Source organism: Rhizobium viscosum, from assembly GCF_014873945.1.
Classification (GTDB): Bacteria; Pseudomonadota; Alphaproteobacteria; order Rhizobiales; family Rhizobiaceae; genus Rhizobium; species Rhizobium viscosum.
In genome coordinates, this window is record NZ_JADBEC010000001.1 from 1,892,994 (window position 1) to 1,907,553 (window position 14,560).

Here is a 14,560-nt window from a genome sequence, read left to right on the forward strand (position 1 = left end):
AATATAGGTTTTTTGCAGCGAGTTCCCAATGGCAAGGCCCTAAAACAAGGCATAAATCAGGGGATTATGACGCTTTTCCGTCCACTTTGCCGCCATTTTCAAGAAGCGCCGATAACCGGGCGATGTCGCCGCTGTCAAGGCTGCGGATTCGCTTGGCCAGGCGATTGGCAAATTCGGTGTATTCGGGCGGCAGCCCCGAAGTATCGACGACCACACGCGGATCGGAAGAGCTAGCAACGAGGAAGAGTTCCTCGGCCTCATCCCAGATGATGTTGAAATAGCCGGCGATGCGCTGCAGCAGATCGAAGCTCGGCACGCCGCGCTTTCCGTGCTCGAGCGCCGAGAGATAGGCGGGCGAAACATTGAGCGCCGCAGCCATCTGTTTCTGCGTCACGCCCTTGCGGGCGCGCAGCTTGCGAACTGCTTCGGCAAACGGCGTCACGATGTTTCCCCGGCACGCCGGGATAGGCGGATATAGAGGGCGCCGGCGCCACCATGATGGTGGGCGGCTGGTTCATAGGACGAAATTAGAAAACGGAATTCCGGCTTGGAGAACCACAGCGGCACAGCGCGCTTCAAGGCGCCTTCGCTGCCCATGGAACTGCCTTTGCCTGTAATGACGAGAACATGCCGCATGCCGCGTTCATGCGCGCGGATCAGGAAATCGAGCAGGAAGGAATGCGCTTCGCTCTGGACCATGCCGTGAAGATCGATCCGCGCTTCCAGCGCCAGCTTGCCCTTGGCGATCTTGCGCTTGACCGGCCGCTCCAGTGGATGGTGGACGCCCGATGGCTGTTTTACGGGCGCCTGCATTGCCGGTTGCTGCGGAAGCGGTATAGCCGTTTTCTGCTTTTCCGCCTTTTCCTGTTCAGCAGCCGCTTCGGCCTCCGCCAGGAAGGCGTCAAGCGCAGTCAGTTCATCGGTCTTGCCGGGCATGGGCCGGGTGCTGCGGGCGACCCTGCCCCAGAGGATTCTCTCATCTGAGCTGAGCTTGCGGTCCTTCGCCATCAGAGGAACCTCGCTGCAGCGGCATTGGGGATGAGAATTGCGAAATCGGCATCATTGCGTACCGTCCCCGCCAACTCTCCTGCATCATAGCCCGAACCGGTGAAAATGTCGCCGCGAGCGGGACCGACAATTGCCGAACCGGTATCCAGCGCCAGCATCAGCCGTTGAAACGGCTTACCGGCATCAAGGTGCGTCAGGGTTTCGGAGCGGACGAAGAATGGAAAACCGAACGTGTGGATCAGGCGGTCGACGGCGAGCGAACGCCCCGCGAGCAGCGACACCTTCGCGGCGGCGATCGGCCCTGCATTCGGATCGTCGACTGGCGCTTCCCGGAAGAAAATATAGGACCGGTTATGCCAGAGAACTTCGTCGATCTGGTCCGGATGACTGGCAAGCCACGCACGGATCGACTGCATCGAAATTTTCGTACGGTCGATCTCGCCCCGGTCGATCAATAGCTTGCCGATCGCCGAAAATGGATGACCGGCTTTTGCGGCGTAGGTGATGCGGCCAAGTCTGCCATCCGGATAACGCAGCCGGGCAGCGCCCTGCACATGGACAAAGAAAAGATCGACCTTCGATCTCGTCCAGGCGATCTCGAGACCACGGCCTTCGAGATAGCCCTGATCGATGTCGCGACGATCCGGATAGGCATCGATCAGCCTATCACGCGAGCGCCCGAATGCGTAGGAGCCATCGAGCTTGCCCGGACGATTTTGATCATCGAGGTCGATGAGGTCGTCCGGGCGCCGGTAGATCGGAAAACGGTAGGTCGCGTCCTGTCTGCCAGAAACTTCGATTTCGGGTTCGTAGAAGGCGGTAACGAAACCACTGACGCCGTCGGCCCGGACAATCCGGAATGCCTGACAATTCCTTTCAAAAAAGGCACGTGCTTCGTTCGCCGAAGACGGACGGAATGCCTCTGCTTCTTCCAGCAACGGAAGGAGATCGCCTGAACTCAGCCCCAGCGAGCCGGTACGATAAGGTTTCGTTCCGGAAATATGCCGGCGACAGGTAGCCATGACTTCAAAAAGGCTGGAGGGATCGTCATCCCTCCAGCCTTCCAATGCGTCGAAACTGACTGCCTGAAGGGCGAAGCCGGCTGTGTCACTCATGTTCCGATTCGGTCGCGACGAGTTTCCAGTTGGGGTCACGCGATCGCGTATCGCGAGCGAAGGTCCAGAGATCGTTGACCTCGGCGACATTTTCGGCATCGCCGTCGATCAGTGCGTCGTTCTTGTCGTAGGTAGCAGAGATCAGCTGACTGATGATACGTACAGTGATCTGCGCCTCACTGCCCTTGGTCTCGGCATGGGTGATCTCGGCCTTGTCGATGCCCACGAAGGTGGACTTCATCTTCTCGCCCTTGTTCTCGCGATCGCTGATCGCCGCGTCGAAGCCGTCATAGACTTCTCTGGAGAGAAGGTTCTTTAGCGTCTTGCGGTCGCCATCAGCAAAGGCCATGACGATCATCTCGTAGGCCATTCGGGCGCCATTCAAGAATTCCTTCGGGTCGAAGGAGGCATCGGCTCTGTTGAGCGCGCGCAGCGATTCGTTCAGCGGCGTGCCAGCCGGTGCGAAAGCGTCGATGGCAGAGAAACGGTCTTCCTCTTCCCCGTTCACATCGCGCCGCGGCAGGGTTACGACCTTGCCGGCATCGGCCGTATCGTTCTGCGCGGCATCCCGTGGCGTATAGAGATCACGCGGCGGCTTCTCATTTCCGGTGCGGCGTCCAAGAACGGACCGAAGCTGAAAGAAAATCAGCACCGCCGCCACCAAGAAAAATAATGTGATGAAGTCGTTTGAACTCATATCCCGCCGTTCGCTGTTAACATCCCTGATTTCTAACCCCATATAGTCCGGCTATACGAATGATTCAAATCATGGCTGGTATCTTCGCCAGTGCCAAGAGGAGCCCGGGGCACCCGGGAGAAAGAAATGCGTTTTTCCATGCTGCCGGTTTTCGCGCTGCTTCTGCCGCTTGCCGAGATCGCGGGCTTCGTGATTGTCGGCCGCGCAGTAGGACTTGCCGCGACGCTGGCGCTTGTCATGCTGGGCTTTGTCCTCGGCTCGTTCCTCTTGCGCCGGCAAGGTATCAGCATCCTGCGTCGCATGTCGGCCGAAGGGCGCAGTGGTACCATGCCCGGACGGGAATTGCTCAATCCGGCGATGAACGTAATCGCCGCGCTGCTCCTCATCATCCCGGGCTTTCTCTCGGATATACTGGCGATCCTGCTTCTTATCCCGCAGGTTCGAAACCTGCTTTGGCGGTCGATTGCAAAGCGTTTCGTTGTCGTCGACCCCGGCAGCAGGGGCTTCTCCTCATCCTCGCGTCCGGATTTTCAGAGTCGGTCGGGCAAGCCAGGCGATTCAAAGGTGGTCGATCTTGATGAAGAGGACTATCATCGGCAACCGAACGAAAAGTCACCCTGGTCCGGAAAAAGGCTCGGCGACTAGGCTGAGGCACGTTAACTGCCCTAGAGGCCCAGGGTTGTAAGCCCCTGCCCGAAATGTTAGATGGCGGCACCATCCAATGCCCCTCGAGGAAAAGCCCATGGCAGACGACAACAACAGCAACGGCAACGGCGCAGCGAGCCCGACCCTTTCGATCCTTGCCCAGTACGTCAAGGATCTTTCCTTCGAAAACCCGGGCGCACCCCGCTCCCTTCAGGCCCGCGACAAGGCACCGGCGATCAACATCAATGTGAACGTCAATGCCAATCCGCTGTCCGAAACGGATTTCGATGTCGTGCTTTCGCTGATCGCTGAAGCCAAGGAAGGCGACAAGACGGTCTTCCATACCGAGCTCGTCTATGGCGGCGTCTTCCGCGTTGCCGGCTTCCCTCAGGAGCACATGCTGCCGGTTCTCTTCATCGAGTGCCCGCGCATGCTCTTCCCGTTTGCCCGCCAGATCATTGCTGACGTCACCCGCAACGGTGGTTTCCCGCCGCTGATGATCGACCCGATCGATTTCGCGCAGATGTTCGCACAGCGCGTTGCCGAAGAGCAGGCCCGTTCCAAGGTTCAGGCCGTTCCGAACTAAGCCGGTCTTTACAGGCACTCAAAATCAAATGCCCGGGTTTCGCCCGGGCATTTTTATTTTTAATTGAGCTGATCGTATTTCGACCAGACGGCCTTTTGACCGAGTTTGGCGATCAGGGCGTTATGAGCCTCGGCTTCCGCTTCGCTCAATCGCGGCGCCAGCGTCCGCGGCCTCTCCATGATGGCAGCGACCACGACTTCTTCCACCTCGGCATTATCCTTGTTCTGGCTCCCAGATCCTGCGACGCCGAGCCCCAGTGCGGCCTGCCGGCCGCCAATCATCTCGATATAGACTTCGGCAAGAAGTTCGGAGTCGAGAAGAGCGCCGTGTTTGGTACGGTGCGAGTTGTCGATGCCGTAACGGCGGCAGAGAGCGTCGAGCGAATTCGGTCCCATCGGATGCTTTCGGCGGGCAAGCGAGAGCGTGTCGATCACGCGATCCGGCAGGATCGGCGGCTGGCCAAGCCTGGCAAGCTCGGCATTCACGAAGCCCATGTCGAAAGTGGCGTTGTGGGCGATCCACTTGCCGTCGCCGAAGAATTCCAGAATCTTATCGACGACATCGGCAAAGGGCGGCTTGTCCTTCAGAAACTCGTCGGTGATGCCGTGGACGGCGAGCGCGTCCGGGTGAACCTTCTGATCACCCGGATTGACGAAAAGGTGAAGCGTCCTTCCTGTCGGAAAATGATTGAAGAGTTCGATGCCGCCGATTTCGATGATGCGATCCATGCGGTTGTCGAGGCCGGTGGTTTCCGTATCGAAAATGATCTCACGCATGTGGGACTTCTTTCTTCGCTATCCGCTTCTTCAAGTCGGCGACGATATCTGCCACCTGTTCTCTCGTCGTCTCTATGGCGTGGCTGCTATCCACGATGTAGTCGGCCCGACGGCGTTTCTTCTCATCCGACATCTGGCGGGAGAGAATCATATTGAATTTTTCTTCCGTCATGTTCGGGCGCGCAAGCACCCTCTCCCGCTGAATCTGTGGATCGGCGCTGACAACGACAATGACATCCACTCTTTGCTCGGCGCCGGTTTCGAAAAGCAGGGGGATGTCGAGCACCACCATATCTGTCCCTACTTTTTTCTGCCGTGCCAGAAATTCATTCTCCCGCTTGCGCACCAGGGGATGAACAATCTTTTCTAGCCGCTTGAAGCCAGCTGGATCTCGAGCGAGTTGCCGACCAAGTTCCTGACGGTCGATAACACCGTTTTTCATCGTGCCGGGGAAAGCCGCATCGACCAGAGGTGCCGCCTCGCCCGCATAGAGATCATGCACCACAGCATCTGAATCGTTGACCGCGACACCGGCTTCAGCGAAGAGCTTCGCCGCCGTCGACTTGCCCATTCCGATAGAGCCGGTAAGGCCGATCTTCAGCATCAGTGTTTTTCCATGTCCGCGATGATGAGGGCTCGCAGTGTTTCATCGACGACAGGCCGTCTGCCGAACCACTTTTCAAATCCCGGTACCGCCTGATGCAAGAGCATACCGAGGCCATCGACGATCGCAAATCCCTGTTCTTCCGCCTGGGCGAGGATCGGTGTTTTCAAGGGCACGTAGACGATATCGGTAACGACCGCGTCGGAAAGCATCGGTGAGAAATCGATAGCGGGTGCCGCCTCCCCGTCCATGCCGAGAGAGGTGGTATTGATGAACAGCCCTGCTCTGGTCAATACTTCGGCGAGTGCTGCGGTCGGATGCGCATGGACCTTTGGGCCGAAGCGGTCGGCCAGTTCCTGCGCGCGCTCGACTGTACGGTTGACGACGTGGATTTCTTTGAAGCCGCGGTCGCGGACCGCCTGAATGACAGCGCGACTTGCACCGCCGGCACCGAAGACGACGACCCGGTCATGCCGGTCCCATCCGGGGTGGCGTTCATCGAGATTGGCGGTAAAGCCGCGGCCGTCCGTGTTGGTCGCAAGAAGTTTTCCATCCTCTAGCCATAGCGTATTCGATGCGCCGAGTTCTTCCGAAAGTTCGTCCGGTTGGTCGGCCAGTTTGAACGCCATCTCCTTATGCGGAATCGTGACATTACCGCCAACGAAACCGGCACTGCCGTTCCTTAACGAGACGATGAAATCTGCAAAACCTTCGGGGGCGACCTCGTGCGCTTGATAGCTGCCAGGCAGATCGAGCATCTTCAGCCAGTAGCCGTGGATCAATGGTGAGCGCGAATGTTTGACGGGAAAGCCCGTGACAAACGCTTTCGGCCTATGTGTTTCACGTGAATCATCCATCGATCGCATCCAGTTCCCGGAGTTTTGTAAGGAGAGGCAACATCGGCAGACCGAGGATCGTGAAATAATCTCCATCGATCTTCTCGAACAGCTGGATCCCCTCCCCTTCAAGCTGATAGGCGCCGACGCTTGCCAGAGCCTTTGGTCCCACGCGCTTTAGATGACGCGCAATAAAATCATCGGTCAGCGGACGCATCGTCAGTTCCGCATGCGCCACATGCTGCCATAAAACTTCACCATCTCTGACAATCGCAATCGCGCTGTTTAACCGGTGTGTTCTACCGCCAAGCACGCTCAGATGATTGGCTGCCTCTGCCATGTCCTTCGGCTTGTGAAAAACCTGAGCGGCGAGCGACATCGTCTGGTCCGAGCCGATGACGAGCGCACCACAAAAGCGCCGGCTGACCTCATCCGCCTTCGCTTCGGCAAGAACAAGCGCCACCTGATCGGGCGTGGCGCCCGATTTTTCCAGAGGCGCCTCGATTGCCCGTTCGTCGATGTGCGCGGCATGCGCTTCAAAGGCCAGGCCGGCATTTTCCATCAGCATCCGCCGGAACGGGCTTGATGATGCGAGAACGAGCTTTGGTGTCATCCCAGGTCCTCGGGAGCGATTCAGTTGTTCAGCGCTTAACGCAGCTTCGGGCGCAGGGCAACGATCGCTGCTGCCGTTTCCTCGATCGAGCGCCGGGTGACGTCGATCATTGGCCAGTTATGCCGGGCACAAAGAGAGCGTGCATATTTCAGCTCCTCCGAGATTGCTGCACGGTCGGTATAGTGCTCGCGGTCGAAACCCGGTGTTGATCCGAGCAGACGATTTTCGCGAACCTGAGAAATCCGATCCGTGGTGGCGATGAGGCAGACGATCAGCGGTTTGGTCGCTGTCGCCAATGCCTCGGGCAAAGGCACGCCATAGACGATCGGGATATTAGCAGTCTTGATGCCACGATTTGCGAGATAGATGCTGGTCGGCGTCTTCGACGTGCGGCTGATGCCGACGATGACGACATCGGCTTCATTGTAGTCCTCCGGCATCTGACCGTCGTCATGGTCCATGGTGAAATTCAGCGCTTCGATGCGCGCGAAGTAGCCGGCATTCATCACGTGCTGAGCGCCTACCCGCCTTCTGGAGGGAGCGCCGAGATAGATCTGGAACGCGCCGATAACCGGCTCCAGAACATTGACCGAGGCCACGCCCATTTCCGCGCAGCGTTCGTCAATGATGCTGGCAAGCTCCGGATCGACGATCGTGTAGAGAACAATGCCAGGTTCATTGTCGATTGCCTGAAGCACCGGCATCAACTGCTTGCGGTTTCTGATCAGCGGATAGACGTGTTCGATCGGCTGAGAAGATTTGAACTGAGCCGAGGCGGCACGGCCGGCGGAGATCAGAGTCTCGCCGGTCGAGTCAGAAATCAGATGCAGATGGAAGAAGTTCGTTCTGTTCTCCACGCTATTTTCCGCTGCCTGTTGAAAAGACTGGACAGCGAAGAGCTAATGGCGTGGCCGGGATCGAGGCAAGGGAAAACATGCCTCCTTATCCACATCCGGAATTTTTGAGAGTTGTCTCAGAAGTGCTTGTGGAGTGTGGGGACAGTGATCATGCTTCCCAAGACGATGCACAGCTTATCCACAAGATAGATGACAAAGTGAATTCTTTGAACCTTCTGGAATCTCTCTAGGATTCGGATTTCCTACCGTTTTAAGCGCAGATACACGGATCTCGATTCTGGCTAACCCGGTCCGCGTGACAAATCGCGCTGCCAGTGGATGGATTTTAATCCTTGATAGACACCGACTCTAAGAAATAGAAACCTTTTAAAATATTTTTGGATTTTTATAGGGAAGACGCGCTTGAGCGAAATGCGCCGGAAAATTATGCGGGTTCTTGACGGTGAGATCCTGACGCCTCCTCCCCTCTGGCTCATGAGACAGGCAGGTCGCTATCTGCCGGAGTACAGGGAAACGCGTGCGAAGGCGGGAAGTTTCCTCGATCTCTGTTATTCACCTGATCATGCCGTTGAGGTCACACTTCAGCCGATACGCCGCTATGGCTTTGATGCAGCCATCCTGTTTTCCGACATCCTGGTCATCCCTGATGCGATGAAGCGCAATGTGCGCTTTACCGAGGGGCATGGTCCTGAGATGGATCCGATCGACGAGACGGGTATCGCCAGCCTGAATGGCGAAAGTGTTGTCGATTACCTGCAGCCGGTCCTGGAGACGGTGAAGCGTCTGAGGAATGAGCTGCCGTACGAGACAACCCTCCTTGGCTTCTGCGGCGCGCCCTGGACGGTTGCAACCTATATGATTGCCGGTCATGGCACGCCGGATCAGGCGCCTGCTCGCCTCTTCGCCTACAAGCATCCGCGCGCCTTCGAACACCTGCTGATGCTGATTGCGGATGTTTCTGCCGACTATCTCGTGGCACAGATCGATGCGGGCGCTGATGCGGTGCAGATCTTCGATTCCTGGGCGGGTGTTCTCGGCGAGAAGGAATTTGAAGCTTTCGCAATCCGTCCCGTGGCGCGGATGATCGCTTCGATCAGGGCACGGCGACCGCAGGCGCGGATCATCGCCTTTGCCAAAGGTGCGGGCTACATGCTCAAGGCTTACCGGCAGAAGACCGGAGCAGATGCGATCGGGCTCGACTGGTCCGTACCTCTTGCCTTTGCGGCCGAGCTGCAGAAGGACGGGCCAGTGCAGGGCAATCTCGATCCAATGCGTGTCGTGGCTGGCGGCCGTTCGCTGGAGGAAGGTATAGACGATATTCTTCAGGCGCTCGGAAACGGGCCGCTGATCTTCAATCTCGGTCATGGCATCACGCCGCAAGCGGATCCGGAGAATGTACGCCTTCTTGTCGAACGCGTACGTGGCAGAGGGTCTGCGTGATGGACAAACAGACGGATCAAAAGCCGGGTGCCTATGCCCGCCGGCGTGCTCATTTTGCTCTTGCCTTTTTCGCTCTTCTGGCTGTCGGGCTCTTCGTCTGGAATCCTGATAATCTTTATCTCTGGATCAAGGCCCTCCACATCATCGCCGTGATCTCGTGGATGGCCGGGCTTTTCTACATGCCCCGCCTTTTCATCTATCACACGGATGCAGAACCTAGTTCGGTTCAATCCGAGACCTTCAAGGTGATGGAGCGGCGGCTGCTCAAGATCATTATGAACCCGGCGATGATGCTGACCTGGATCCTTGGTCTGTATCTCGCCTGGTCGGTCTATGGTTTCCACGGCGGCTGGCTGCATGCGAAGATCGGGTTGGTTGTTCTCCTGACCATCGTCCATGTCTTTTTCAGCAGAGCTGTGCGGGCGTTTGAACGGGATGAAAACCGTCGCTCGGCGCGTTACTGGCGCTTCATGAACGAGGCACCAACGGCACTGATGATCCTCATCGTCATCCTGGTGGTAGTGAAACCTTTTTGAGACCCAGGAGTTGCCGAGGTTAAATTTCAGACATTTTAAGCAGCCCCCTTGCGGGTCGGGTTCCGACTCGCTATTTTCCGGCCATCTCATCTTCGTGGCATGTGTGTAGAGTTCAGTCGCCTGCGAGCCCCTTTCGCAGTACCGAATACGACCCAACATCGCCTTTCCCCTTATAAAATAACGAGTATTGGTCACTTCATGGCTGAAATGAAGCTTCAGGAACTTAAGAGTAAATCCCCGACGGATCTTCTGGCTTTTGCCGAATCGCTCGAGGTCGAGAATGCGAGCACGATGCGTAAGCAGGAGCTCATGTTTGCAATCCTCAAGGTTCTTGCCAGCCAGGATATCGAAATCATCGGCGAAGGCGTCGTTGAAGTCCTGCAGGATGGTTTCGGGTTTCTGCGCTCCGCAAATGCCAACTATCTGCCCGGTCCGGACGATATCTACATCTCCCCCTCCCAGATCCGCCGCTTCTCTCTGAAGACCGGCGATACGGTCGAGGGTCCGATCCGCGGTCCGAAGGAAGGCGAACGCTATTTCGCGCTTCTCAAGGTCAACACAATCAATTTCGACGATCCCGAAAAGATCCGTCATAAAGTTCACTTCGATAACCTGACGCCGCTCTATCCGAACGAGCGTTTCAAGATGGAACTGGATGTTCCAACCTCTAAGGATCTTTCGCCCCGGGTAATTGATCTCGTGGCGCCTCTCGGCAAGGGCCAGCGCGGTCTGATTGTTGCCCCGCCACGTACAGGTAAAACGGTTCTCCTGCAGAACATCGCTCACTCGATCACCGCCAACCATCCTGAATGCTATCTGATCGTTCTGCTGATCGATGAACGTCCGGAAGAAGTCACGGACATGCAGCGTTCGGTCCGCGGCGAAGTCATTTCTTCCACATTCGATGAGCCGGCGGTCCGGCACGTCCAGGTCGCCGAAATGGTGATCGAAAAGGCCAAGCGTCTCGTGGAACATGGCCGCGACGTTGTCATCCTGCTCGACTCCATCACCCGCCTTGGCCGCGCCTACAATACCGTCGTTCCTTCATCCGGCAAGGTTCTTACCGGTGGTGTTGACGCCAACGCGCTCCAGCGCCCTAAGCGCTTCTTCGGTGCTGCACGCAACATTGAAGAGGGTGGTTCGCTGACCATCATTGCAACGGCTCTCATCGACACGGGCAGCCGTATGGACGAAGTCATCTTCGAAGAGTTCAAGGGCACGGGTAACTCTGAAATCGTTCTCGATCGTAAGGTCGCCGACAAGCGTATCTTCCCGGCCATGGATATTCTTAAGTCGGGCACGCGTAAGGAAGACCTGCTCGTTCCGCGCCAGGATCTGCAGAAGATCTTCGTTCTGCGCCGTATCCTTGCACCGATGGGAACGACCGATGCGATTGAATTCCTCATCGACAAGCTGAAACAGACGAAGAATAATGGTGACTTCTTCGACTCGATGAATACCTGATTATTAGCCGGATTCCTCAGGTTGAGGCTGGTGAGTCGTGCAAACGACCACCAGCCTTTTCTGTTTCGAATTGATTCGGAAACGAACCGATAGGCTGAACACCATATGGAAACGTGGAACGACACTATATTTGCTCTCTCGAGTGGCGCCCCGCCATCAGGTGTGTCGATTGTTCGTGTTAGTGGTTCACAGACCTGTCTGATCTTAGATGCACTAATTGGTGGGATTCCATCACCGCGAACCGCTGCCTACCGAACGATTCGGACTCGGAACGGTTTTCCGATCGATGGAGGGCTGGTTCTTTTCTTTCCCGGTCCGGCTTCCTTTACCGGCGAAGATTCTGCCGAATTCCAGGTCCACGGTTCGAGAGCGGTCATATCAGCCCTCTCGAGAGAACTGGCAGCGTTTCCCGGAACGAGACTTGCAATGGAAGGCGAGTTCAGCCGTCGCGCTTTTGAAAACGGCAAACTTGATCTCGTTGAAATCGAGGGATTAGCGGATCTTATCGCAGCTGAGACGGAAATGCAGCGCCGCCTGGCGCTCGAGCAGAGCTCGGGCGGTCTGTCGCGCCTGTATGATTCGTGGGCGGAACGAATAACGCGCTCTCGTGCTTTGATCGAGGCTGAACTGGATTTTCCGGATGAAGACGACGTTCCCGGCTCTGTCTCAGATCAGATCTGGGTGTCGCTGGCGGCACTTCGGCGGGAAATGGAAGATCATCTTTCCCATGCTGAAATGGGGGAGATTGTCCGCGATGGCTTTAAAGTCGTTATTGCCGGGGCGCCCAATGCTGGTAAGTCCAGCTTGATGAACTGGTTTGCGCAAAGGGACGTGGCAATCGTTACCGATATCGCCGGCACGACGCGCGACCTACTTCATGTCGATATCAATCTAAATGGCTATCTGGTCAAGCTCTATGACACAGCGGGTCTGCGAGACACAGCCGATATCGTGGAGCAGGAAGGTATCAAGAGAGCGCAACTGGCATTGGATAATGCTGATCTCGTGCTTTTCCTGGCCGACCTGGGGTCGCCTTCACGAATAGATCCTACCGACTTGGAACGCGCTTCGTCGCATGTTATTGTCGGCACAAAGCGAGACCTGTATCCTTCAACTGCGTCATACGCCCTTCAAATTTCAACGGCGACAGGGGAAGGTCTTCCGGAACTTCGGAACTTTGTTTCTTCCTTCATCGAACAGAAATTTGAGGGATTGTCTTTGTCCGTTCCGACACGAGAGCGGCATAAGGATTCGCTGTCGAAATGCCTGATTGCTCTATCAGCGGCAATCGATCAAGCAGAGCAGAGCCTGGAAATCAGGGCGGAATCTCTAAGGCTCGCCGGTGATAATCTTGGGCGCATTACTGGACGGGTCGACGTTGAAGATCTTCTTGACGTCATCTTTTCGGAGTTTTGTATCGGAAAATGATTCACGTGGAACGCCGACCACAGCGGGGCGCGAGGTTTCACGTGAAACCTTTTGTGGAGTAGCGCATGAGCGCCAATAGTTATGACGTTATCGTGATCGGAGGCGGTCATGCCGGATCGGAAGCAGCCGCGGCCGCCGCGAGGATGGGGGCGAAAACTGCCTTGGTCACGCATCGGCGTGACACGATCGGCGTAATGTCCTGTAATCCGGCCATCGGCGGGCTTGGCAAGGGCCATCTTGTTCGCGAAATCGATGCGATGGATGGTCTTATGGGCCGTATTACTGATGCCTCCGGTATCCAGTTTCGTATGTTGAATAAGAAGAAGGGTGCAGCGGTTCGTGGCCCGCGTACCCAAGCCGATCGCAAGCTCTATCGTCTCGCCATGTTGGATGCCATTGGGACAATTGATGACCTTGATGTGATCGAAGGCGACGCATTTGATTTGGATATCAAAGGCAATCGAGTCGCTGGCGTAATAATGAAAGATGGAAGGCTTATCGTGGGCCCGTCGGTTGTTATTACGACAGGCACGTTCCTTCGGGGACTTATCCATATAGGAAATGAGAAGACACCCGCTGGCCGCACCGGTGAGCCACCTTCGATGGGGCTTTCAGCGACGTTCCTTCGATTGGGTTTGAAGCTGGGCCGTCTTAAGACTGGGACACCGGCTCGCCTAAGTGGGAAAACGATTGATTGGGAATCGGTCGGGCGTCAGGCTGCCGATAAGGAATTGGTGCCGTTCTCCTTCATGACAGATCGCATCGTTAACCCGCAGGTCGAATGCGGCGTAACGCGAACAACAGAGGCGACTCATCGTATCATCGTCGATAACCTGCAGAAATCGGCAATGTATTCCGGACAGATTGAAGGTGTCGGTCCGCGATATTGCCCGTCGATCGAAGACAAGCTTGTTAAATTTGGCGAGAGGGACGGACATCAGATCTTCCTGGAACCTGAAGGGCTTGACGACGATACCATCTATCCAAACGGGATTTCGACCTCGCTGCCGGCCGACGTTCAAACCGCGTTCATCAGGACGATCCCTGGCCTGGAACGTGTAGAAATATTGCATCCCGGCTACGCGATTGAATATGACCATGTCGATCCAAGAGAGTTGACGGCAACGTTGGAAGTCAAAAAACTTCCAGGGCTATTCTTGGCTGGGCAAATTAATGGGACGACAGGTTACGAAGAAGCCGCCGCCCAAGGTCTTGCCGCAGGTCTCAACGCCGCATTGTCGAGTGGCAGTTCCAAGCCTTTTATATTCAGTCGCACGAATTCCTATATCGGCGTTATGATTGACGATTTGACGACGCGGGGCGTTACAGAGCCGTATCGAATGTTCACATCTCGCGCGGAATATCGATTGACACTCCGCGCTGACAATGCTGACGCACGGCTTACGCCAGGGGCAGTCGAACTCGGATGCGTTTCGGCTGAACGCCAAGCTCGTTTTATGGCATATCAAGAGGAATTGGAAAGCGGTCGAACGCTCCTTCAGTCTCTTTCCGTCACGCCGAATGAAGCGCGTAAGGCGGGACTTAACCTCAACCTTGATGGTCAGCGCCGAACCGCTTATGAACTCCTTTCGTATCCGGAATATACGTTTTCGCAGTTGGAGCAGGTGTGGGGAGATCTGAGATCCTTCTCGAAGAAAGCCGTTGAGGCCTTGGAGATCGAGGCGATCTATTCTGTTTATATGGATCGTCAGACGGCCGCCATTGAGACGCAACGTCGAGATGAGGCGCGCTTAATTCCGGCGGACTTCGACTATAGCAGCCTTTCGGGACTCTCGAATGAACTGAGGAATAAGCTCGACGTGCAAAAGCCCGCCAACATCGCTCAGGCTCTGAAAGTGGAAGGCATGACACCAGCAGCTATTTCACTCTTGCTGGTGCACTTGCGCCGTGGTGAAAGTGTTCGTAGCCAGGTCGCATAATGGCTGCAAGGTTTG

At 56.3% G+C, this 14,560-nt stretch carries 16 protein-coding genes; 7 read left to right on the top strand and 9 right to left on the bottom strand.

The genetic code is table 11. The annotated features are described in order from the left end of the window. Positions 1 to 64: 64 nt before the first annotated feature. Genes H4W29_RS09465 through H4W29_RS09480 form a run of 4 tightly spaced genes read right to left on the bottom strand, consistent with a single transcriptional unit; the run spans position 65 to position 2,820 of the window. Positions 65 to 442 carry a helix-turn-helix domain-containing protein gene (locus H4W29_RS09465; protein ID WP_192728694.1) on the bottom strand — a complete coding sequence of 126 codons (378 nt, stop codon included), beginning with the start codon at positions 440 to 442 and terminating at the stop codon, positions 65 to 67. Further along, positions 439 to 1,008, bottom strand: a complete 570-nt coding sequence (locus H4W29_RS09470; protein ID WP_192728695.1) for a Smr/MutS family protein — start codon at positions 1,006 to 1,008, stop codon at positions 439 to 441. Before H4W29_RS09470 ends, H4W29_RS09465 begins: the two co-directional genes overlap by 4 nt. Next, positions 1,008 to 2,123, bottom strand: a complete 1,116-nt coding sequence (gene mltA / locus H4W29_RS09475) for a murein transglycosylase A (RefSeq protein WP_192728696.1) — start codon at positions 2,121 to 2,123, stop codon at positions 1,008 to 1,010. The genes H4W29_RS09470 and mltA overlap by 1 nt, the downstream gene beginning before the upstream one ends. Beyond that, positions 2,116 to 2,820 carry a Tim44/TimA family putative adaptor protein gene (locus H4W29_RS09480; RefSeq protein ID WP_192728697.1) on the bottom strand — a complete coding sequence of 235 codons (705 nt, stop codon included), beginning with the start codon at positions 2,818 to 2,820 and terminating at the stop codon, positions 2,116 to 2,118. Before H4W29_RS09480 ends, mltA begins: the two co-directional genes overlap by 8 nt. Before the next feature lie 126 nt (positions 2,821 to 2,946). On the opposite strand from H4W29_RS09480, the gene H4W29_RS09485 reads away from it, so the two are divergent. Together H4W29_RS09485 and secB are read left to right on the top strand one after the other, a co-directional pair. Beyond that, positions 2,947 to 3,465: an FxsA family protein gene (locus H4W29_RS09485; RefSeq protein WP_192728698.1), complete on the top strand. Its 519-nt coding sequence runs from the start codon at positions 2,947 to 2,949 to the stop codon at positions 3,463 to 3,465. Between the two features lie 97 nt (positions 3,466 to 3,562). Continuing rightward, positions 3,563 to 4,051 carry a protein-export chaperone SecB gene (secB, locus tag H4W29_RS09490; RefSeq protein WP_192728699.1) on the top strand — a complete coding sequence of 163 codons (489 nt, stop codon included), beginning with the start codon at positions 3,563 to 3,565 and terminating at the stop codon, positions 4,049 to 4,051. Between the two features lie 59 nt (positions 4,052 to 4,110). Here secB and dnaQ read toward each other — a convergent pair whose 3' ends face one another. Genes dnaQ through H4W29_RS09515 form a run of 5 tightly spaced genes read right to left on the bottom strand, consistent with a single transcriptional unit; the run spans position 4,111 to position 7,737 of the window. Then, entirely contained in the window at positions 4,111 to 4,827 is a 717-nt protein-coding gene (gene dnaQ / locus H4W29_RS09495; RefSeq protein ID WP_192728700.1) for a DNA polymerase III subunit epsilon, read from the bottom strand. Next, positions 4,820 to 5,431: a dephospho-CoA kinase gene (coaE, locus tag H4W29_RS09500; RefSeq protein ID WP_192728701.1), complete on the bottom strand. Its 612-nt coding sequence runs from the start codon at positions 5,429 to 5,431 to the stop codon at positions 4,820 to 4,822. The genes dnaQ and coaE overlap by 8 nt, the downstream gene beginning before the upstream one ends. Continuing rightward, a complete protein-coding gene (locus tag H4W29_RS09505; RefSeq protein WP_192728702.1) occupies positions 5,431 to 6,288 on the bottom strand; it encodes a shikimate dehydrogenase in 858 nt (285 codons plus the stop codon). Before H4W29_RS09505 ends, coaE begins: the two co-directional genes overlap by 1 nt. Continuing rightward, on the bottom strand, positions 6,281 to 6,880 hold the full coding sequence (locus H4W29_RS09510; RefSeq protein WP_192728703.1) for a Maf-like protein: 600 nt from the start codon (positions 6,878 to 6,880) through the stop codon (positions 6,281 to 6,283). Before H4W29_RS09510 ends, H4W29_RS09505 begins: the two co-directional genes overlap by 8 nt. Before the next feature lie 35 nt (positions 6,881 to 6,915). Beyond that, positions 6,916 to 7,737, bottom strand: a complete 822-nt coding sequence (locus tag H4W29_RS09515; RefSeq protein WP_192728704.1) for a pyruvate, water dikinase regulatory protein — start codon at positions 7,735 to 7,737, stop codon at positions 6,916 to 6,918. Between the two features lie 402 nt (positions 7,738 to 8,139). Between H4W29_RS09515 and hemE the strand changes: the two genes are divergently transcribed. The 5 genes from hemE to mnmG all read left to right on the top strand — a co-directional run bounded on the left by hemE (position 8,140) and on the right by mnmG (position 14,545). Continuing rightward, a complete protein-coding gene (hemE, locus tag H4W29_RS09520; RefSeq protein WP_192728705.1) occupies positions 8,140 to 9,177 on the top strand; it encodes a uroporphyrinogen decarboxylase in 1,038 nt (345 codons plus the stop codon). Further along, positions 9,177 to 9,713 (top strand): protoporphyrinogen oxidase HemJ, encoded by a 537-nt coding sequence (gene hemJ, locus H4W29_RS09525; protein WP_192728706.1) that lies wholly within the window; start codon positions 9,177 to 9,179, stop codon positions 9,711 to 9,713. Before hemE ends, hemJ begins: the two co-directional genes overlap by 1 nt. Before the next feature lie 198 nt (positions 9,714 to 9,911). Continuing rightward, on the top strand, positions 9,912 to 11,177 hold the full coding sequence (gene rho, locus H4W29_RS09530; RefSeq protein ID WP_029868909.1) for a transcription termination factor Rho: 1,266 nt from the start codon (positions 9,912 to 9,914) through the stop codon (positions 11,175 to 11,177). A 105-nt stretch (positions 11,178 to 11,282) separates the two neighbouring features. Then, positions 11,283 to 12,605, top strand: coding sequence for a tRNA uridine-5-carboxymethylaminomethyl(34) synthesis GTPase MnmE (gene mnmE / locus H4W29_RS09535; RefSeq protein WP_192728707.1), 1,323 nt, complete (start codon positions 11,283 to 11,285; stop codon positions 12,603 to 12,605). Positions 12,606 to 12,670: 65 nt separating this feature from the next. Then, positions 12,671 to 14,545, top strand: a complete 1,875-nt coding sequence (gene mnmG / locus H4W29_RS09540) for a tRNA uridine-5-carboxymethylaminomethyl(34) synthesis enzyme MnmG (RefSeq protein ID WP_192728708.1) — start codon at positions 12,671 to 12,673, stop codon at positions 14,543 to 14,545. The last annotated feature ends 15 nt before the right edge of the window (positions 14,546 to 14,560 follow it).

Bases quoted from the DNA above. Each gene is read 5' to 3' on its own strand.
- H4W29_RS09480 (WP_192728697.1), bottom strand. From the start codon at position 2,820: ATGAGTTCAAACGACTTCATCACATTATTTTTCTTGGTGGCGGCGGTG.
- mltA (WP_192728696.1), bottom strand. From the start codon at position 2,123: ATGAGTGACACAGCCGGCTTCGCCCTTCAGGCAGTCAGTTTCGACGCA.
- mnmG (WP_192728708.1), top strand. From the start codon at position 12,671: ATGAGCGCCAATAGTTATGACGTTATCGTGATCGGAGGCGGTCATGCC.
- H4W29_RS09505 (WP_192728702.1), bottom strand. From the start codon at position 6,288: ATGGATGATTCACGTGAAACACATAGGCCGAAAGCGTTTGTCACGGGC.
- H4W29_RS09470 (WP_192728695.1), bottom strand. From the start codon at position 1,008: ATGGCGAAGGACCGCAAGCTCAGCTCAGATGAGAGAATCCTCTGGGGC.
- mnmE (WP_192728707.1), top strand. From the start codon at position 11,283: ATGGAAACGTGGAACGACACTATATTTGCTCTCTCGAGTGGCGCCCCG.
- hemJ (WP_192728706.1), top strand. From the start codon at position 9,177: ATGGACAAACAGACGGATCAAAAGCCGGGTGCCTATGCCCGCCGGCGT.
- H4W29_RS09485 (WP_192728698.1), top strand. From the start codon at position 2,947: ATGCGTTTTTCCATGCTGCCGGTTTTCGCGCTGCTTCTGCCGCTTGCC.
- coaE (WP_192728701.1), bottom strand. From the start codon at position 5,431: ATGCTGAAGATCGGCCTTACCGGCTCTATCGGAATGGGCAAGTCGACG.
- secB (WP_192728699.1), top strand. From the start codon at position 3,563: ATGGCAGACGACAACAACAGCAACGGCAACGGCGCAGCGAGCCCGACC.
- dnaQ (WP_192728700.1), bottom strand. From the start codon at position 4,827: ATGCGTGAGATCATTTTCGATACGGAAACCACCGGCCTCGACAACCGC.
- H4W29_RS09510 (WP_192728703.1), bottom strand. From the start codon at position 6,880: ATGACACCAAAGCTCGTTCTCGCATCATCAAGCCCGTTCCGGCGGATG.
- rho (WP_029868909.1), top strand. From the start codon at position 9,912: ATGGCTGAAATGAAGCTTCAGGAACTTAAGAGTAAATCCCCGACGGAT.